This is a genomic window from Auritidibacter sp. NML100628, from assembly GCF_003185985.1.
GTDB lineage: Bacteria > Actinomycetota > Actinomycetes > Actinomycetales > Micrococcaceae > Auritidibacter > Auritidibacter ignavus.
The window spans coordinates 136,466-155,628 of sequence record NZ_QHLP01000002.1; the positions used below are offsets into that span (position 1 = coordinate 136,466).

Below are 19,163 nucleotides of genomic sequence, written 5' to 3' on the forward strand. Positions count from 1 at the left end.
CAGCGAAGGAATCCTGATGAAAACTGATACTCACCCCGATTACCACTTGGTAATCTTCAACGATCTGGCCTCCGGCGAAAAAGTGCTGACCCGGTCCACCGTCACCTCCGAGCGCACTATGGAGTGGGAAGACGGCAACGAGTACCCGGTCATCGACGTCGAGATCTCCTCAGTCTCTCACCCGTTCTACACTGGTAAACAGCGCATTATGGACAGCGCGGGTCGTGTGGAGCGCTTCAACGCCCGCTTCAAGGGCTTCGGCGGTAAGAAGTAAGCTTGTTGATCAACTCGACGCTCAGATAGCTCCCATTCGGTCGGTTTCGACGACCGGGTGGGAGCTTTTTGTTTACAGCCGGGAGCGGTCGATCTGCGGTTCGGGCACAGCGGTGAGCAACTGTTGTGTGTAGGGGTGGCGCGGCGAGGCGAAGATATCGCTGGTGGCCCCTTGTTCCACGCACCGGCCCCGATACATCACCGCCACCTGGTCGCTCATGTGCTCGATCACTCCCAGATCGTGGGAGATCAGCACCATGCTGGTCCCACGCGCGCGTTGAATCTCATCTAGCAGGTCCAGGATGGTGGCTTGGATCGAAACGTCGAGGGCGGACACCGGTTCGTCAAGCACCAGCACCTCGGGGCTAGTGGCCAAGGCCCGGGCAATAGCCAGTCGCTGACGTTGCCCCCCGGAGAGTTGGGCCGGGTTGCGGGAGGCGAATGAGGGGGCGAGCCTGACGCTGTCGAGTAGGTCGGTGACCTGGTCACGATAGCGTGCCCCGCGTCGGTGACGGCCACGGCTGAGCGCATCAACGAGGATATTTTCGACACTGTAGCGCGGATCGAAACTGGCCAGTGGGTTTTGATAGATTGCACCGAGCCGTTCCCGGTGGGCGCGTCGATCCGATTCGGTGGCGGGGGTAAACTGCGTCTGGCCGAGCCTGACGGTGCCGGCCTCGGGTTCTTCCAACCCGAGGATGAGCCGGGCGGTCGTGGTTTTGCCGGACCCTGATTCGCCAACAATCCCTAGGGTGGTGCCTCGGTTGAGGCTGAAACTGACCCCGTCCACGGCGGTCAGAGATCCGAAGGACTTGCTCAGCCCGTCCGCGACCAGCACCGGGCAGGACTGCTGCTGGGTGGTCGTCACTGAAGAGAGTTCTGGGCGGTCGGCTGGTTGTTTGGGGCGTGAGGGTTCGACCGTGGTCGGCGACAGCGGCTGGTGTCGGGGAACCCCGCGGGGCATCGCCTTGAGCAGGGTTTTGGTGTAGTCGTGTTCGCAGGCGGTGAGCATGGTCTCAGTGGTACCGGTTTCGACAATTTCGCCCTGGCGCATCACCGCGATCCGATCGGCTACCCGGGCAACTTGGGCCAGATCGTGGCTGATCATCAGTACCGCGCGGCCCTGGTCCCGCATGGTAGCCAGCTGGTCGAGCACCACCGCGGTCAGCGGCGCATCGAGGGCGGTGGTGGCTTCATCGGCGATGACCACCTCGGGGTTTCCAATCAGGGCTTGGGCGATCAACACTCGTTGGCGCATCCCGCCGGAGAGTTGGTGGGAGTATTGTCGAGCACGTCGGTCCGGATCCGGCATTTTGACCGCTTCCAGGGCCTGGAGCACCCGGTCGCGACGCGTCGTGCGATCCAGCCAGCCGTGCCGGCGTAAGACGTCGTCGATCTCCCGACCGATGGGACGTAACGGGTCCAAGGCGGACAGGGCATCTTGGAGGATCATCGCGATCTGGTTACCGCGCAGAGCCCGCCAGTCCCGTTCGCCATAGGTCCGGGCGTCAGCACCGAAGATCTCCAGGGTGTCGGCGTGGACCGTGCCACCCGATAAGCCCATCAGGCTACGGGCGGTCACAGATTTGCCGGAGCCGGATTCACCCACCAGGGCCAAACATTCCCCAGCGTGCACGCTGAAGCTGATGCCTTGCACCGCCGGGGTGGCCGAAAAGCTGACGGTGAGGTTTTCGACGGTGATCAGCGGGTCGCTGGGTGCGGGGCGATCGACAGGTTCTGGGCGGTTGGAGCAGGGGAGGCGGTGTTGCATGCTAGAGGGTGACCTTTCCGGACGAATGGGCCGATCCGGCACCGATCCCGCGACCAATCAGGGTGGCTCCGGCGGCAACAACCACGATGGCTAGCCCGGGGAAGACGGTCATCCACCAGGCCAGGTTTAGGTAGGTGCGGCCACTGGCCAGCATCGCTCCCCATTCCGGGGCCGGAGGCGGGGTGCCCAGCCCTAAGAAGCTCAAAGCTGAGGCCCATACCACCGCTTGACCGATCCCGAGGGTGACCAGCACCATCAAGGTCCGCAGCGCATTGGGGATCAGGTGGTTGACGGTTTTGCGCACCGGTCCCCGGCCCAGTACCGTGGCTGCCTCCATCATCTCGCTACCGCGCAGGATCCGGATCTGGGAACGGATCAGGCGGGCGTAGCCCGGGGCCGTTGAGCAGCCCACAGCGATAATCGCCGGTTCGGGTCCGGGTCCGGTGAAGGCGATAATGATCAGAGCCAGCAACAGGGCGGGAACCGCGTAGAGTGTTTCCAACACGGCCAGGATGGCCTGGTCGATCCACCGCGGTCCTAAGGCCGCCAGTGAGCCCAGGACCAGGGCGACGCTCATGCCGAGTGCGGTGGCCAATAATCCGATCTGCAGCGAGTCGGCGGTGCCGTGAATGATGCGAGTGTAGATATCGCGGCCGGATTCATCGGTGCCCAGCGGGTGATCGACCGAGGGCGAGCTGAACGCTGCCGCTGGATCGACGGCCAGCGGGTTGCCGGGGGCCAGCACTCCGGGGAACACGGCAGCGACGGCGAGCAGGCCGATGAAGATCACAGAGAAGATTTGACCGGTGCGACTCACGAACGTCTCACCCCCGGTTCCGGCACCACGCTAGGTGCGATGGTCTCCTCGGCTACGGTGGCTGAGAGTGGACCGTCGGGGCTGTCCTGGTCGGGGTGCTGATCCGCGCCGGCGGGATTAATGAGCTGCTCGGTAGCTTCGGCCAGGGCCATGACGACGATGTAGCAGACCGCGCACAGCACAGCGATGCCGGTCACCAGCGGGATATCGCGACTGAGTACCCCTTGTAGCAGGGCCCGTCCGATACCGGGCCGGGCAAAGACCTCTTCAACCACCACCGCCCCGGACAGCAACGACGAGAACGACCAACCCGACATATTGAGCACCGGCAAGATCGAGTGGCGCAGTCCGTGGGCGAAAAACACCTGCACGGTGCTCGCCCCACGGGCGCGGGCAGCCAACACGAAGGGGCTGGACATCGCCTGAGTGAGCGAGTCGCGCATCAGCTGGGCCATGAACCCAGACATCGGGATCGCCAGGGTTAGCGCTGGCAGGATGAGACCAGAGGCCCGACCGTTATCGATCGAGGGGAGCAGACCCAGGTTGGTGGAGAACACGGTGATCAATACCGCGCCGAGCCAGAAGTGTGGCACCGCGGCAGCGATGATTTCTAACAGACTCGTCATCCACCGGCTGGCCCGGCCACGACCGACCGAGATCAGCGACAAGACCAATGCCAGGAGCCACGCGGTGAGCAACGAGACCACGGCCAACAACAGTGTCTGCGGGAAGACGTCGCCGATGATCTCGGTCACCGGGTCCTGATAGGAATAGGACACCCCAAGATCACCGCGGAGCAGATTGCCCAGAAAAATCAGATACTGTTCGACCAGTGGGCGGTCGAGACCATATTCGGCACGGGCCATATCGAGTGCTTCGGCCGAGGCCTGGGAGCCGGGCCCGCCCATAATGGCTTCGGCCGGATCTCCGGGGATCGCCCGCACCCCGATAAAGATCGCGGTCACTACCAGCCAGAGCACCACCACGGCGCGGACCAGTTGGCGCACCAACCAGGTTCCGAGGGGTTTGAGCACGGCGGAGGCCCTCCTCATCAAGCCACCCCGGCCTCGTCATGCGCTGACCGGTGGCCGATTGTTTTACTGCGCATCAACAAAGACGCTGTAGTACAGCGGGTTCGCGACCGCGTTGGTATCACCCATACCGCCGACGTCGGCCCGATAGAGGAACTGGTTCTGTTGGTTGTACAACGGCAACACGTGGTAATCCTCCAGGATGCGCCGCTGAGCCTGCTCGTACAGATCGGCCCGCTCTTGCTCATCGGTGGTCTGTTCGGCATCCATCAACAGCTGGTCAATCTCGTCATCAGTGACCTGGGCGTTATTGGCGAAATATCCCGACGGTGCCGGGATCGTGCCCTCGGAGTGGTAGAGAATCCGCAACACCGACGGACCCACCTTGGTGTAGGGGGCCGAAACCAGATTGTAGTTGTGCTCACCCAGCGCAGCGTACCAACTGGACAGGTCGAGCAATTCGATCTGGACATCGAAGCCCACCTCCGCGGCGGTGGCCTGAATCTGTTCAAACAGCGACTGCTCGGCCGGCACGGACTGGTTGGTGGAGACCGGGAAAGTTAATTCCAGGCGTTCGCCATCTTTGGTGCGGATCCCGTCGTCATCCTTGGTGTCCCATCCAGCCTCGTCGAGCAACTGATTGGCCCGATCGACATCCGGGGTAAACAGCTCTTCGGCGGAGATGCCCAACGGTTCCACCGAGCTCAACAGCGAGTAGCTGCGGTCGACCGTGTCGAAGAACAGCCCATCGATTGAGGAGTTGATATCCAGGGATTTGATGAACGCCTCGCGCACGGCGGGATCATCAAAGGGCGCCTTGGCGGAGTTCAGCTCGAGGCGGTTCGATGATCCCGGACGGGGTGCGTCGAGATGGCCGAAGGTGCCGGTATCGATGGCCTGCCGGACGTTATCGGGCTGGGGATTGTCGATCACATCGACCTCGCCGGATTCCAGGGCGGCATAGCGGGTGGATGCTTCGGGGATGAACCGCCAGATGATCTCATCCAGGTAGGCTTGGCCGTCGTTGTCTTCGGCTCGGGCGTCCCGGCCCTCATCGCGGTTGGGGAGCACGTAGTCGTCGTTGCGTTGCAAGATGATCTGCTGTTGCCGATCCCAGGATTCGACGACGAAGGGCCCGGTTCCGATCGGTTGTTCACAGATCTCATTTTCGGTCCGGTCCAGGGACTCCGGAGAGTGGATCGCGGTCCACTGCATGGCCAGGGATTCCAGCAAGGAGTTATCGGGGCGGGACATGTGTAGCTCGGCGGTCCGATCATCAACGACGTCCACAGACTCGACCTGTTCGACCCCCAGGTACCCGGTCGAGGACTTGGTTTCGGGATCCTGCAGGTGCTCGACATTGGCCTTGATAGCCTCCGAGGTCAGCGGGGTGCCATCCGAGAACTGGATGCCTTCGCGCACGGTGATCGTATAGGTCAGCCCATCATCGGACAGCTCGGCGGACTCGGCCAACCACGGAATGATCTCGTCGTTCTCATCGCGGGTGAACAGCGTCTCCAAGAACTGGGAGGAGACCAGGGACTGCGGATAATTGCCCCCATTATGCGGGTCCAGGCAGTCGGGTTCGGCATCACCGGTCGCATAGGTCAGCGTGCCACCGACAACCGGTTCGCGGTCTTCATCGGCGGCCGGCCCGGAGTTATCACCGGAGCAACCGGCCAGGATCAGCGCGCTGAGTGGCAGAGCGCTGAGCAGGGCGCGTCGTGAACGGGAACGATGTGAGCGATGGGACATGAGGGAGTGTGCTCCAAGATCTGTGATGAGAGTAAACCTAATGTTGGCACAAACTTAATACCGAACTCCAACGTATCGTATGTCCCGGTGTCACGTCAGAAGCGACGTCACAGCGGTCACACAGGGCACTCATGCATCCGAGTCTGGACGGGGATCGTGGCCGGATTTGTCTGAGTTGTCTGTCTCTAAGAGGGGGAAGAATCCCGTGCCCTGGTAGCGGTCCTCATCGGTGGTCCGGCGCGGGCCCGCAGGGCGGGAGTCTAGGAAGGCCATAACGCAGGCCATCACCGCGCAAAAGACCATGATTACGGCCATGGGGTTGGAGATTGCTGAGGCGGCTCCTGCCATGGCTTCTCCAAACATTACGCCGACCACAGAGGACGTGCTTCCCGGGGCGTCGGGCAGGAAGAAACCAAGCACCAGACCGCAACCCAGTGAGATCCCCAACCAGCCCAGACTTCGGCTGGGAACGCGGGTGCCTCGCAGATGCGGAACCGTCAGCGTGAGTATTCCGAGGATAGCCAGCACGGGCACCAGCGTGAGTGCGTAGATCACACTCAACGCTCCGGCGGTGCCGATCAGCACACGAGAAAGCCCGACCCATGCCACCACCAGGATAAGTGCCACCCAGGTCAGTCCCACCAGACCGGGACGCGGCGGATGGGTGCTGGTGGTCATCTGGGAGGAATCTTCGGCCATGCCTTCGAGGTTACCGGTCAACAGCGTAGGCTAGAGATGTGAGCGAAAATCATGACGAAGTCCAGCAGTCCCGTTCCGCCGTCCACGGTGCCACCCAAGATTTTCATGGGGAGTTTAAGGTCCCCGGGGGAAAACTCGTAGTCGCCGATCTGCAGGTGGCCGACGGTGTCATCACCACCATGAACCTCAACGGGGATTTCTTCTTGGAACCCGATGAGGCCCTAGCCGAGATCAACCGGGCCCTGTTGGGCTTGCCGGTGGATGCCTCGCATGCCGAGCTGGCCAGTGCGGTCAATCACGCGGTGGCCGAAGGCACGGTGATGTTCGGTTTTGATGCCAATGCGGTCGCCACCGCGGTGCGTCGTGCCACCGGTTATGCCACCCGGTGGGAGGATCACCAGTGGGAGGTCATCCGCCCACAGGTGATTCCGATCCAGACCCAAGTGGCCCTGGACCAGTTGCTCACCGAGGATGTGGCCGCCGGACGCACCCGCCCGGCGATGCGGTTGTGGCAGTGGCCCGAAGATCAACCCTCGGTGGTGATCGGCTCCTTCCAGTCCTACTCCAATGAGGTCGATCCCCAGGCCGTCGACGAGCACGGGATCACCGTGGTGCGTCGCGTCTCCGGTGGTGGGGCGATGTTCATGGAAGACGATAACTGCCTAACCTACTCGCTGTACTTACCGACCTCGCTCGTCGATGGGATGAGCTTTACCGACTCGTACCCGTTCCTGGATTCTTGGGTCATGGACGCATTGGCTTCCACCGGGGTAAAGGCGTTCTACCAGCCACTGAATGACATTGCCACTCCGGAGGGCAAGATCGGTGGGGCAGCGCAAAAGCGATTGGCTGCTGGGTCAATGTTGCACCACGTGACGATGAGTTACGACATTGATGCCGAGAAGATGACCCAGGTGTTGCGCATCGGCCGAGAGAAGATCTCTGATAAGGGTGTTCGTTCGGCCAAGAAGCGCGTGGATCCGCTCCGGCGCCAAACCGGTCTCAGCCGGCAACAGATCTGGGACGTGCTGATCAACACCTTTGCCGAGCACTACCAGGCCGAGGTGCGGGACCTCACCGATGAGGAGATCACCCGTGCTGAGGCGTTGGCGGCCGAGAAGTTCTCCACCGAGTCCTGGACCCACCGGGTGCCTTAGGGCCAGCTGGTGTGCGGGGAACCGCCGATGTGGACCCGGCCGTGGAGCGTTTCTTCCTTTTCCAAATCGGTCAGGATCCGGCTGAGGATCCACAACTCGATGAACAGCGCCACGACGGTGGCACCCAGACCCCACCAGGGCCCCGGGGTCAGCCCGGCGACCAGATAGCCGACCAGCCCGGCCCCGGCGGCCACGGTTGCGTAGGGTAGCTGGGTGCGCACGTGGGTGATGATGTTGGCCTGGGACCCGGTCGAGGACAGGATCGTGGTGTCTGAGATCGGGGAGATGTGGTCGCCTAGCACCGCCCCGGCCAGTACCGCGCCCAGAGTGACCATCAAATGGTCATCGGCACCCAACGAGACCACGATGGTTCCAGCGATCGGGATCAACAGGCCGAAGGAACCCCACGAAGTGCCGGTGGAGAAGGCCATGAATCCAGCCACCAGGAACAGCATCAGTGGCAACCACTCGACCCCCAGGGTGGAGTCGCTGATCAGCTCGGCGAGGAATTCACCGGTGCCGAGCACTTCAATCAGGGCGCCGAGCATCCAGGCGAGCATGAGGATACCGATCGCCGGGGTCATGGATTTCAGCCCGGCGAACACGCCACGACCCAGCGCGCGGGCAGAATGGGAGAAAGATGTGTCGGTGCCGGTGTTGCGGATGTAGTAGAACAACGCGACGATCATACCTAACAAGCCGCCGAGTACCAGCGATTCGGTAAGCATCGTTTCACCGAGCGCATCGATGGGGTTCAGCGCACCGGATTCCAGCCAGCCGGTAACATACATCAGGCCGATCACGCTCAGGGTCAAGACCACCAGGGGGACCACCAGGGTGGATACTCCGGCCGTTTTCGCACTGGGAAGGTCTTCATCCAATTCGCCGGGGATCAGTTCTCCGTCCCGGTAGGGTTTACCTTCGGTGATTGCCCGGCGCTCTTCAACCCGCATACTGCCAAGGTCTAGTTGTAGCGCGACGACGGCGATCACCAGGATGACTGCGGCGATGGCGTAGTAGTTGGACACCGCGGCCCCGAGGAAGAGCACCACGTCGTTGAATCCCAGCGTGGAGGCGGCAATGACGGGGGAGAGTAGCCCGATGATGCTAGCGCCCCAGGAGGAGAAGGGGACCAACACGGTCATCGGGGCTGCGGTGGAATCGACGATATAGGAGAGTTTTGCGCGGGAGACCCCGAACTTATCGGTCACCGGCCGAGCAACCTGGCCGACGGCCAACGCGGAGAAATAGTCGTCGATAAACAACAAGAAGGCCATACCCAAACTGAGGCCTTGGGCGCCACGGCGGGAGCTGATCTTCGTGCTGACCCAATGGGAAAAGGCTCGATTTCCCCCGGCCATCATCATCAGGGTGGTCATCACTCCCAGCTGCCACAGGAAGATCACAATAAAGAGGTTATAGGTGTCGAACTCCCCGTCGGCCCAGAACTGGGCCGCAAAAGCTTCCCAGACCGCCACCAGAAACTCAACCGGATGAAAGTTGGCGACCAGCAGGGCGGCGAGCACGAGACCGGATGCCAGCGAGGTCACCACCCGACGGGTAAGGATGGCCAACACGATGGTCAGCACGGGTGGAAGGATAGTAAGCCAAGGAAGTTGTTCAACCATGAGTGATGAGTCTTTCGGCGCGTGAGCGGACCCCCCACGGCCCGCACGCGTGGGACCGCGAGAAAACTATTGCCGGTTATTATGCCACCGTTTGGCCTGGGCGTATAGCTCACAACGCAGATCTTCGGCCAGTTCGGTGATGACCCGACGCAATGCGGCCGGGGCATCGCGGTGCTCCGTCAACCAGCTGGTGCTTTGTGCCAGGAGCCACTGGGAGTCCACGAGCTGACTGGTGTTGTCCTGATCCGGCTGAGTTGCTTGTTGAAAGGAGCCGGTGAAGTCCTGGTGACCGGGGTACAGTCCGGTGATGGTCCGGGAGGCCAAGCCGTTGGACCGGTCAGACCAGATGGACTCAAGGTGATCGCGCAGACGGTCCCAGGTGTTGTCGAGGACAGCCTGTCCGCTGATACTCACCCCGCGGGCGATGGCGGTCAGCTCGTGGTTAGACAGGGCCGTGCCGTGATCATCGGTACCGGTGAGTACCTGATCGACGAAGCGGTGTTGCTGTTCGACCTCGGGCAGGGCGGCGCGGGCGGTGAGATAGTGGATTCGGTTGGCGGCCGAGACGTGTTGGTCCAGTTCACGGTCTAGTCGCTGCTGGTCGACAGCACCGTGACTGGCGAGCGCGATTAAGAACTGCCAACGTAGCTCATCATCCACCCGCAGCCCGGGGGCGAGCCCAGAGGTGTGGACCGGGTCGCTACTGCCGAGCAGGACCACCAGGTCGCCACCGAGCTCAGGGAGGTGATGGGCGAGCCTGGCCAGGGCCCGGGCCGCATTGAGCTGACGATCGGAGCCATCACCGAGAGTTTCGAGTCCACCGGTCAGAGATTCGGCAAGACGGCGTCGGAGCTGCACACGCTGCCCGGTCGGTGCAAACCGTTCCAGGGCGGTAATCGCCTGGTTCAGCATCCGGGCATGGACGCCCACATCGTTGATCTGGGGGCTAATCCGGGCTACCCCGGCCACAAAGTCTTCGGCTGGAAGTTCGGCGTGGCGGACCATGGTCCACAGCGACGCCCAGGTGACGCCACTGGCGAGGTCATCTGCTATGGGGTAGGTCAGTGCGGCCGAGACCGAGGCCGGATCGAGCTGAAGGCGGGCGTAGGTCAGATCACGGTCATTGGCGAGCAGCAACCGGGGTGTGTGCGGGGCGCTGACCTGGGACTCGTGACCTTGCAGAGACACAGTGGTCTCGGTCGTGTCAAAAAAGACCGGTTCCGACAGGGCCCGGGTTAACCAGGTGGTGCCCTCGGTGGCGCGTTCCGGATTGGGTTGGTAGATACCGACCTCGAGGGTGTGCGGGCGAAGCTGATCGTTGCCGGTGGCCGGGTCGGTACCATGTTGGGTCAACGTGACACTACTGAGATGTTCGTCGGGGTGCAATCTCAGGGTTGAGAATCCGCTGGTATGCAACCAGGCCTGTGCCCAGGCGGTGGTGTCGGTCCCGGCGGTGCGACCCAGGACCTCCATGAAGTCCTTCAGGGTCGCGTTGCTGTAGGCGAAACGGTCAAAGTAGTCCCGACAGGCGGCCATGAAGTTGTCTTGGCCGATGAAGGCGACCAGCTGTTTGATCACCGCGGCACCTTTGGCATAGGTAATGCCATCAAAGTTTTGTCGGGCTGCCTCCAGATCGGCAATATCGGCCACGATCGGGTGGGTGGTGCTGTAGCGGTCCTGGAGGTAGGCCCAACCCTTGCGTCCGTGAGCGAAGGTGGTCCAGGAGCCCGGGAATTCGGTGGCCTCAGCCACGGCTAAGGCTCCCATGAAGTCAGCGAAGGATTCTTTGAGCCAAAGGTCATCCCACCATTTCATGGTCACCAAGTCACCGAACCACATATGTGACATTTCGTGCATCAGCGTGTTGGCCCGGGCTTGGTGTTGTGCTGTGGTGCTGGAGGAGGTGAAAACATAGTCCTCGGTGAAGGTCACCAGCCCCGGGTTCTCCATGGCGCCCAGGTTGTATTCGGGGACGAAGGCTTGATCGTATTTGCCCCAGGGGTAGCTGAAACCGAAGTGGTGGTGGAAAAAGTCCAACCCGCGTCGGGTGAGATCGAAGAGTTCCTCGGCATCAACAGCATCGGCCAGAGACTCGCGGGCGAAGATCCGCAGTTCGATCGGTGCTGTGTCGGTCTCGGCGTGGCCTTGCCACCGGTCGGTGAACACACGATAGGGACCGGCCAGCAGGGTTGTGATGTAGGTCGAGATCGGCGCTGTGGGGGCAAAGCTCACCCGAACCATGCCCGGCTGGTCCAGCGTCGTACGCTCGGTCTCGGGCTGGTTGGAGGCCAGCACCCACTGCTCAGGCCCGGAGAGGTGGAAGGTGAAGCGCGCCTTCAGGTCAGGCTGTTCGAAGGTGGGGAATACGCGACGAGCATCGGCGGGCTCGTATTGGGTGTAGAGGTAGACCTGGTTGGTCTGAGGGTCTTGGAACCGGTGAAGCCCTTCTCCTGAGCGGGAGTATCGCGATCGCGAGGAAATGCTGACCTGGTGTTCGCCCGGGGCCAGCTCGGTGAGGACGATCCGGTTGTGACCAAGCATCTCCCCGGGTACGGCGACGCCGTCGACCAGGACCTGTGTCACGCTGGCGCCCAGGTAATCCAGGAAGGTGGTCACCGACGGTTGGTCACTGGTGACCTCGAGGTGGATCTGGGTGTGGACCGGGTAGTCGGGTTGGTCAAGATTTTCGGCGCCGGTGATATCGACGTCGACGTCATAGCTGATCACTCGCAACATCTCAGCCCGTTGCTGGGCTTCGGCTCGGGACAATCGGGTGGTATCGGGGATACCGTCAATGATCTGGGGCTGAGCAGCGCTGTTGATGTCGACCATGTTCTCCATGCTAGACCACTGCCCAAGCGGTCCTGCAGGAATCTGGTCCGGGTTAGCCGAACGTCGCGGCGTGTCCCGATGGCAGAATGATCTGGTTCTTCGGCAGCACGGTCAGCCCGGAGTCAGTCACGGTGAACCCCCGCCGGCGGTCTTCTTCGGGGTCCAACCCAATCGAGACACCCTCGGGGACCACGACGTTTTTGTCGATAATCGCGTCTTTAATTTGCGCGCCCTCACCGATCTGTACTCCGTCGAGGATCACGGAGCTCTCCACCCAGGCATCGTGCATGACCCGAACGTTGTGGCTGAGCACTGAGCGGGAGACGGTCCCGCCAGAGATGATAACCCCCTGGGAGACAATGGAATCCACTGCGGTACCGGGACGTTTTGAGGCCGAACGGACCAGCTTCGCCGGGGGAGAGACAGATTGGTGTGTGAAGATCGGCCAGTGTTCGTTATAGAGGTCAAAGTCCGGCCAGGGCTTGACCAAGTCCATGTGGGCTTCGTAGTAGGAGTCAAGGGTACCCACGTCGCGCCAGTAGTGATAGTCCGTGCCGGCACCGGGGACTTCATTGCGGGTGAAGTCATACACGCCGGCGGTGCCGGCTTCGACGAAGCGGGGGATAATATCTCCACCCATATCGTGTTTGGTATCGGCAAGCTTGGCATCACGGTTTAGAGCATCCACCAGGGCGTCTTTGGTGAACACGTAGTTACCCATCGATGCCAGGAAATGATTCGGGTCATCGGGAAGACCGTCGGTGGTGGCCGGTTTCTCCACAAAACGAGCGATCCGGGTCGGATCCTGGTCATCGGTCTCGATAACACCAAAGGAGGACGCCATTTCCACCGGCTGACGAACGGCTGCCACGGTGGCTTCAGCACCGGATTCGATATGTGCCTGCACCATCTGTTCGAAGTCCATCCGGTACACGTGGTCAGCACCGATGACCACCACAATGTCAGGCATGGCGTCCGAGATGAGGTTCATGGACTGATAGATCGCGTTAGCCGAGCCGAGAAACCACTGTTTACCGCGACGCTGTTGGGCCGGCACCGAGGCGATGTAGTTGCTCAACTGCGTGGACAGTCGCCATGTCTCAGAAATGTGACGGTCCAGAGAATGAGATTTGTACTGGGTCAGTACCACAACCTGGAGGTAACCCGAGTTGACGATATTTGACAGGGCGAAGTCAATCAGGCGGTACTGGCCTCCAAAGGGAACCGCAGGTTTGGCTCGATCGGCGGTGAGAGGCATCAGACGTTTTCCTTCTCCACCGGCTAGCACAATGGCCAAAACCTTCTTTTTCACGAGTTCATCCCTCCAACGACGTACCACCAGAGCAGGGTTGACATCAACCGAGCCTGTGATTCGAGACTACCCAGCCACGAGGGTTTAACGCCATAGTTCTGGGCCGGACCCCCGTATCAATTCGGCGAATTTCCGTTTAGGGTTAGAGTGTGCGCATCGATATCGTGACCAAGGAATTCCCACCCGAAATCTATGGCGGAGCCGGTGTTCATGTTGCCGAGCTCACTAAAGTGCTGGCCCAACGTGTTGAGCTGATGGTTCACGCCTTCGGTACGGATCGCGATCCGAACTATCACGGGGCCACAGTCTCCTCGTATCCCACCCCTGCCGAATTGTCCGCAACCAACGGTGCGGTTCAAACGTTGGGGACCGATCTGACCATCCTCGATGATCTGGCCGGCACCGATTTGATCCACACCCATACCTGGTATGCCAATATGGCCGGTCACCTCGGAGGGCTCCTCCACGGGGTGCCCCACATTCTGTCCGCCCATTCGCTGGAGCCACTGCGACCGTGGAAAGCCGAACAATTGGGTGGGGGATATCAGCTGTCATCGTGGGCTGAGGCCACCGCGTATGCCTCGGCGGCTGCCGTGATTGCTGTGTCCCACGGGATGAAGAATGACATCCTGACCGCCTATCCGCAGATCAATCCGGGGAAGGTGCACGTCATTCATAACGGCATTGACACGCAGGTCTGGCAACCTCGCACCACCCGCAAGGTCCACCAGCGGCTGGGCATTGATCCGGAGGCTCCCACTGTGGTCTTCGTTGGACGCGTCACCCGTCAAAAGGGTGTGCCGCACCTCTTGCGTGCGATCCGTGAACTGACACCTGAGGTCCAAGTTGTCTTGGCCCTGGGAGCTGCCGATACCCCGGAATTGCAACACGAGGTGGATGATCTGCTCGCGACTTTGCAGAAAGAACGGCAGGGCGTGCACATCCTGCGCGGCATGACTCCGCGTGATGACCTGCAAGAACTGCTCTCGGCCGCCACGGTTTTCGCCTGTCCGTCGATTTACGAGCCACTGGGGATTGTCAATTTGGAAGCCATGGGCTGTCAGACCGCTGTGGTGGCCTCAGCGGTCGGCGGTATTCCCGAGGTTGTCGACGACGGCACCACCGGGTTGCTGGTCCATTATCAAGATCGTGGGGATCAAACCGGGGAACCGGTGGATCCCAATGCCTTTTCCTCGGACTTTGCTACCGCGCTACAACAGGTGCTGGATGACCCGCAACGGGCTCAGAGCATGGGGGAGGCCGGTCGTCAGCGTGCTATTGAGCACTTCTCCTGGGAGGCCATCGCGGATCAGACCGTTGAGCTCTACCGACAGGTGCTCAACGGCTAACTGGCTGGCGCGAAGACCGGCTGACGGAGTTGGGATCCGCCCGGCTTTCGCGACGACAATAGCCCCCGACCAGGACCGTTTCGGTCACTGCTGCGGGGGCTATTGTCTCAAAAGGCGAATGACGAGCTATCCGTTCTTTTGTTGTTTCGCAGCCTGCTTGGCGCGACGGCGGAGCACCTTTTCATGAATCGGTGCATCGCCAGAAGCACGCTGAGCGCGGTAGTATTCTGCGGCCTCGTCCTGGCGTTGTTGCTCTACGCCACTGGTGATGTCCATACGCAAATTCTCCTGGGAGAATCCGAAGGCATCCACCAGTTGTTGAGCGTAAGGACGCAGGCGGGCCACCAAACGGTTGTTGTACTCACGTAGCACGCGGGAGCGGTGCTGGGAGATCCGACCGTTTTCGATGAACCACCCGAGATCGTTTTCGATGGCGCTGAAGGTGAACAGATTGCGCAACCAGGTCAAGATCGTGCGGGTATCGTCGTCCTTGGTGTTATGAACCACCTTGGTGAAGGATTCCCACCGGAGCAACTCGGCGTGGCACTTGGCGGCCTGGATGACCTCGTACTGGTTTTGGTTGTAGACCGCGGCCTGTTCAGCTTGAGACTTCTTAGCGACCGAGCGCAAGGCACTGGCGACCGAAGCGATCCGAGTCCGCACCCGGTCAGCCAGCAGCTCATGCTGAACTTCTTCGTTCTTCAGCCATTCACCAGCACGAATATCTGAGCCCAGATCCACCACCTGCTGCGCGACACGGCGCAGGCCCGAGCGCTGGTAGACGGCTTCATTGGCCTGCTCGACCAGGTAGCGACCCACGGTTCCGGCTGACTGACCGGCGAATTCTTTGGAGTAGTCGGTCAGCAAACGGCGTCCGACCAGTTGCAACAGCACGTTATTGTCGCCTTCGAAGGTGGTGTAGATGTCGAGGTCGGCGCGCAACTGTGTGAATCGGTTCTTAGCCAAGAACCCGGCACCACCACAGGCTTCGCGACATTCTTGCAAGGTATCCAAGGCATTCCAGGTGGTCGTCGGCTTGATAGCGGCCGCGAAGGTTTCCAGTTCCTGACGGTTCTGATCGGAATCGTCTTCTGCTGAAAAGACCTCATTGAACTTCTCCAGCAGGTCATTAGAGACGAACATATCGGCGTAGGTGCGAGCCAGTCGGTCCAGCAAACGGCGCTGGTGCAGCTGGTAGTCCAAGATGAATTCTTCGTCGATATCCGAGGAGGCATTGAACTGACGGCGCTGGTTGGCGTAAGTGATCGCACCGGTCAGGCCCACCGCAGAGGCCAGCGAACTGGATACCGACAACGAGACACGGCCCTGTACCAGGGTGGAGAGCATCGTGAAGAAACGACGGCCCGGGGAATCAATATCAGATGTGTAGGTGCCATCCTCTTCCACGTCGCCGTACCGGTTGAGCAGGTTGAAGCGCGGAATGCGCACATGGTCAAAGTGCAACCGGCCGTTATCGACACCGTTAAGACCGCCCTTATAACCGTCATCTTCACCGCCGACGCCGGGCAGGAAGTTGCCCTGCTCATCGCGAACCGGCACGAAGAAGGCATGCACGCCGTGGTTGACGCCTTTGGTGATCAGCTGAGCGAAGACCACCGCGGCCTTACCGTGCAGCGCGGCGTTACCCAGATAGTCCTTCCAAGCGGCCTTAAACGGCGTGTGGATTTCGAATTCGCCGTCTTCGGGAATATAGGTTGCGGTGGTCGCCACCTTGTCGACATCGGAACCGTGGCCGATTTCGGTCATCGCATAAATGCCGGGAAGCTCTAGGCTGATCACGTCTTCAAGCCACTTTTCGTGGTGTTTTTCGGTGCCCAGGTGCAGGATGGCGGCTCCGAACAGTCCCCACTGCACACCGGCTTTAATCTGCAGCGAGGGGTGTGCGTGGACGAGTTCGGAGAACCCAGCCACGTTGCCACCGTGATCGTCTTCGCCACCGAAGCGCTTCGGGAAGGCCTTCGAGATGAGATTCCTCTCGGTGAGCAACTTGAGTTGCTCCAGGTTGCGCGCCCGGTGCTCGGCCAGCGTGAGATCAATGGGGTGGTGTAGGTCAGCCGATTCAGCCTCTTTGCGCATCCACAGGTGTGCGTCGGACCAACGCCCCAACGTTGCTTTCTGGAGCTCGTCGGAATCGATGGTGAGTTTCTCGTCATCAGCGGGGAACGGGGTAATGCCCATGGTGATCTATCTCCTCGTTATTGGTGTTGGGATTTTTGAGATCGTGTGCTATCTGGTGTGTTGTCCGTAGGTTGTTGGCGTTTGGTCGGTGGGACCGTGCAGAGGCCACCGGCGGTGTGACAGTCTGGAGCCCAAATAGTGTCGATGTTTAGGTCCGCACTCTCACTGCCCGAGGGGTAGTCGTCATCGGGGCGTTGAGGCCCTGGACGAGCCAGTGGCTCATCCGTTTGGCTAAATCGTCAGCCGATGGCACCTGGCGCCCGGCGCTCATATCAATCAACCATTTCTCGCCGGCGTTGCGGATGAATCCAACCGCAGCATAGGACCAGTAGCGACGAGCTGCCTGATCGGCGCCATTATCTTCCACAGGGAATTCCTGTTGGGCCCGCTGCTCGACGAGTTCGGCAGTCCGGGAGAAGAACTGCGAAACCTCATGTTCGCCACGTGTCGAAAAGAAATAGACATTGGGGGAGGATCGGGCCAGGCGCAGATACACGGTGATCATCGTGTGCAACCCTTCCAGCGCCGTTTTGGGGGTCAGAATCGCTGTGCGCAGGGCGTCTTCCATGAAATGAATCGAGGCCTGCCCGACCGCAGACTGAAGTCCGAGCTTATCGCCGAAATACCGATAGAACACCGGTTTGGACGTTCCGGCGTGATGGGCAATATCGGCCATAGAGGCGTCCGGGCCCAGGTCGTGGACGGCTTCACGGGCGGCTTTGACCAGTTCGGCACGCCGCGCGCGACGGTGGTCGTCCCAACGCGTGGAACGGCCATCGACCGCGGCGGTTGTGGCGCTGGCCGCTCGGTCAGCACGCGCTACCGGACGTGGCGTAGCACGTCGGACCGGGTGCACAGAATGTGGGTGGTACTGACTGTTCACGGTACCGAGCGTATCAGGTAAGATCGGTTCTGAGTAATGCACGCCACGAAAATTTGCTGAAATCTGATGAAAGAGGATTCTCACCTCATGGCTGAACAACACACCACCGCTACCTCCTCACCTGCTGCTGTGGCTGGCGGCCCGCTCCGTCCGGCTGTGATCATCGGTGGCAACCGCATCCCCTTCGCCCGCTCTCAGGGCGCTTATGCCACCGCATCGAACCAGGACCTGCTGACCTCTGCCTTAGAAGGACTCATTGCGCGCTTCGGGTTGCAGGGCGAACGCCTGGGCGAAGTCGTCGCCGGTGCGGTGATGAAGCACTCCTCGGACTTCAACCTGACCCGTGAATCGGTGCTGGGCACCGCCTTGGACCCGCACACTCCGGCTACCGAACTGCAGAAAGCGTGCGCCACCGGTTTGGAAGCGATCGGACAGATCGCCAATAAGATTCGGCTGGGACAGATCGATTCCGGGATCGGCGCCGGCACAGACACCACCTCGGATGCGCCCTTGGCTTTCAACCGCGGTGGACGCGCTGCGTTTATGAAACTGTTCCGGGCCCGGTCCACCAAAGACAAATTGGCCGCCCTGGCATCGTTGCGTCCCAAACACTTCGCCCCGCATGCACCCACCGCCGGTGAACCTCGCACCGGCTTGTCGATGGGTGATCACCAGGCGGTGACCACCCACGCCTTCGGCATTTCCCGTCAGGCACAGGACGAGTTGGCCTTGGCCAGCCACCAGAACTTAGCGCAGGCTTACGATTCCGGGTTCTTCACCGATCTGATGACCTCCTTCCGCGGTCTGAGCGAAGATAATAACCTCCGTCGAGATTCCAGCATGGAATCGCTGGCTAAACTCAAGCCGGTCTTCGGCAAGCAATTCGGTGACGAAGCCACCATGACCGCCGGTAACTCGACTCCACTCACCGATGGTGCCGCTACGGTGCTGTTGGGGACCGAACAGTGGGCTACCGAGCGCTCTTTGCCGGTCTGGGCCGAGTTTCTCGATTTTGAGTCCGGCGCCGTGGACTTCGTTGATGGCGCTGAGGGCTTGCTGATGGCCCCCACGCACGCGATCCCGCGAATGTTGGCTCGCCATGGTCTGCGCCTACAAGATTTCGACTACTACGAGATTCACGAAGCTTTTGCGGGCACTGTGCTGTCCACTTTGGCTGCCTTCGAATCTGATGAGTACTGTCGCGAAGTCTTGGGACTGGATGGCGCGTTGGGCGCCATCGATCGTAGCAAGCTCAATGTCCACGGGTCCTCCTTAGCTGCCGGTCATCCCTTCGCAGCCACCGGTCCGCGGATTGTGGCCAGCCTGTCGAAGACCTTGCACGCCCACGGGACCGGGTCACTGGGTCTGATTTCAGTCTGCGCGGCCGGCGGTCAGGGCGTGGTGGCCATCGTCAAGGGTCGCTAACCCCCGCCTGCTCCACCTTCTGCACACCCCAG

14 protein-coding genes are annotated in these 19,163 nt (G+C 61.1%); 4 read left to right on the forward strand and 10 right to left on the reverse strand.

The window, feature by feature from the left end; genetic code table 11:
• Positions 1–16 precede the first annotated feature (16 nt).
• Positions 17–274 carry a type B 50S ribosomal protein L31 gene (locus tag DCC24_RS02400; protein ID WP_110098317.1) on the forward strand — a complete coding sequence of 86 codons (258 nt, stop codon included), beginning with the start codon at positions 17–19 and terminating at the stop codon, positions 272–274.
• A 72-nt stretch (positions 275–346) separates the two neighbouring features.
• On the opposite strand, the gene DCC24_RS02405 is transcribed toward DCC24_RS02400, so the two are convergent.
• The 5 genes from DCC24_RS02405 to DCC24_RS02425 form a co-directional block, all read right to left on the reverse strand.
• Entirely contained in the window at positions 347–2,044 is a 1,698-nt protein-coding gene (locus DCC24_RS02405) for an ABC transporter ATP-binding protein (RefSeq protein WP_110098318.1), read from the reverse strand.
• 1 nt (position 2,045) lies between these two features.
• Positions 2,046–2,861 carry an ABC transporter permease gene (locus DCC24_RS02410; protein WP_110098319.1) on the reverse strand — a complete coding sequence of 272 codons (816 nt, stop codon included), beginning with the start codon at positions 2,859–2,861 and terminating at the stop codon, positions 2,046–2,048.
• Positions 2,858–3,895 carry an ABC transporter permease gene (locus tag DCC24_RS02415; protein WP_233491946.1) on the reverse strand — a complete coding sequence of 346 codons (1,038 nt, stop codon included), beginning with the start codon at positions 3,893–3,895 and terminating at the stop codon, positions 2,858–2,860. Before DCC24_RS02415 ends, DCC24_RS02410 begins: the two co-directional genes overlap by 4 nt.
• Positions 3,896–3,958: 63 nt before the next feature.
• On the reverse strand, positions 3,959–5,647 hold the full coding sequence (locus DCC24_RS02420; protein WP_110098321.1) for an ABC transporter substrate-binding protein: 1,689 nt from the start codon (positions 5,645–5,647) through the stop codon (positions 3,959–3,961).
• A gap of 129 nt (positions 5,648–5,776) precedes the next feature.
• Positions 5,777–6,367, reverse strand: a complete 591-nt coding sequence (locus DCC24_RS02425) for a hypothetical protein (RefSeq protein ID WP_110098322.1) — start codon at positions 6,365–6,367, stop codon at positions 5,777–5,779.
• Positions 6,368–6,384: 17 nt separating this feature from the next.
• On the opposite strand from DCC24_RS02425, the gene DCC24_RS02430 reads away from it, so the two are divergent.
• Positions 6,385–7,503: a lipoate--protein ligase family protein gene (locus DCC24_RS02430; RefSeq protein ID WP_369859748.1), complete on the forward strand. Its 1,119-nt coding sequence runs from the start codon at positions 6,385–6,387 to the stop codon at positions 7,501–7,503.
• Here DCC24_RS02430 and DCC24_RS02435 read toward each other — a convergent pair.
• The 3 genes from DCC24_RS02435 to glgC form a co-directional block, all read right to left on the reverse strand.
• The gene (locus DCC24_RS02435) at positions 7,500–9,131 is read right to left on the reverse strand and encodes a Na+/H+ antiporter NhaC family protein (RefSeq protein ID WP_110098323.1); all 1,632 of its coding nucleotides are present in this window, start codon (positions 9,129–9,131) and stop codon (positions 7,500–7,502) included. The two genes, DCC24_RS02430 and DCC24_RS02435, sit on opposite strands and share 4 nt — an antisense overlap.
• 66 nt (positions 9,132–9,197) lie before the next feature.
• Entirely contained in the window at positions 9,198–11,963 is a 2,766-nt protein-coding gene (pepN, locus tag DCC24_RS02440) for an aminopeptidase N (RefSeq protein ID WP_110098324.1), read from the reverse strand.
• A 52-nt stretch (positions 11,964–12,015) separates the two neighbouring features.
• Positions 12,016–13,275, reverse strand: coding sequence for a glucose-1-phosphate adenylyltransferase (glgC, locus tag DCC24_RS02445; protein WP_199445861.1), 1,260 nt, complete (start codon positions 13,273–13,275; stop codon positions 12,016–12,018).
• A gap of 149 nt (positions 13,276–13,424) precedes the next feature.
• Here glgC and glgA point away from each other — a divergent pair, with 149 nt between their 5' ends.
• Positions 13,425–14,624 (forward strand): glycogen synthase, encoded by a 1,200-nt coding sequence (gene glgA / locus DCC24_RS02450; RefSeq protein WP_110098326.1) that lies wholly within the window; start codon positions 13,425–13,427, stop codon positions 14,622–14,624.
• 126 nt (positions 14,625–14,750) lie between these two features.
• On the opposite strand, the gene DCC24_RS02455 is transcribed toward glgA, so the two are convergent.
• Positions 14,751–16,823, reverse strand: coding sequence for an acyl-CoA dehydrogenase (locus DCC24_RS02455; RefSeq protein ID WP_110098327.1), 2,073 nt, complete (start codon positions 16,821–16,823; stop codon positions 14,751–14,753).
• Positions 16,824–16,971: 148 nt separating this feature from the next.
• Positions 16,972–17,706 carry a TetR/AcrR family transcriptional regulator gene (locus tag DCC24_RS02460; RefSeq protein WP_158524578.1) on the reverse strand — a complete coding sequence of 245 codons (735 nt, stop codon included), beginning with the start codon at positions 17,704–17,706 and terminating at the stop codon, positions 16,972–16,974.
• Between the two features lie 87 nt (positions 17,707–17,793).
• Between DCC24_RS02460 and DCC24_RS02465 the strand changes: the two genes are divergently transcribed.
• Complete coding sequence (locus tag DCC24_RS02465; protein WP_110098328.1) at positions 17,794–19,131, forward strand: acetyl-CoA C-acetyltransferase; 1,338 nt, start codon at positions 17,794–17,796, stop codon at positions 19,129–19,131.
• Positions 19,132–19,163: the final 32 nt, after the last annotated feature.

Coding starts and splice junctions, on each gene's coding strand:
- DCC24_RS02455 (WP_110098327.1), bottom strand. CDS start 16,823: ATGGGCATTACCCCGTTCCCCGCTGATGACGAGAAACTCACCATCGAT.
- DCC24_RS02420 (WP_110098321.1), bottom strand. CDS start 5,647: ATGTCCCATCGCTCACATCGTTCCCGTTCACGACGCGCCCTGCTCAGC.
- DCC24_RS02435 (WP_110098323.1), bottom strand. CDS start 9,131: ATGGTTGAACAACTTCCTTGGCTTACTATCCTTCCACCCGTGCTGACC.
- DCC24_RS02405 (WP_110098318.1), bottom strand. CDS start 2,044: ATGCAACACCGCCTCCCCTGCTCCAACCGCCCAGAACCTGTCGATCGC.
- DCC24_RS02465 (WP_110098328.1), top strand. CDS start 17,794: ATGGCTGAACAACACACCACCGCTACCTCCTCACCTGCTGCTGTGGCT.
- DCC24_RS02400 (WP_110098317.1), top strand. CDS start 17: ATGAAAACTGATACTCACCCCGATTACCACTTGGTAATCTTCAACGAT.
- pepN (WP_110098324.1), bottom strand. CDS start 11,963: ATGGTCGACATCAACAGCGCTGCTCAGCCCCAGATCATTGACGGTATC.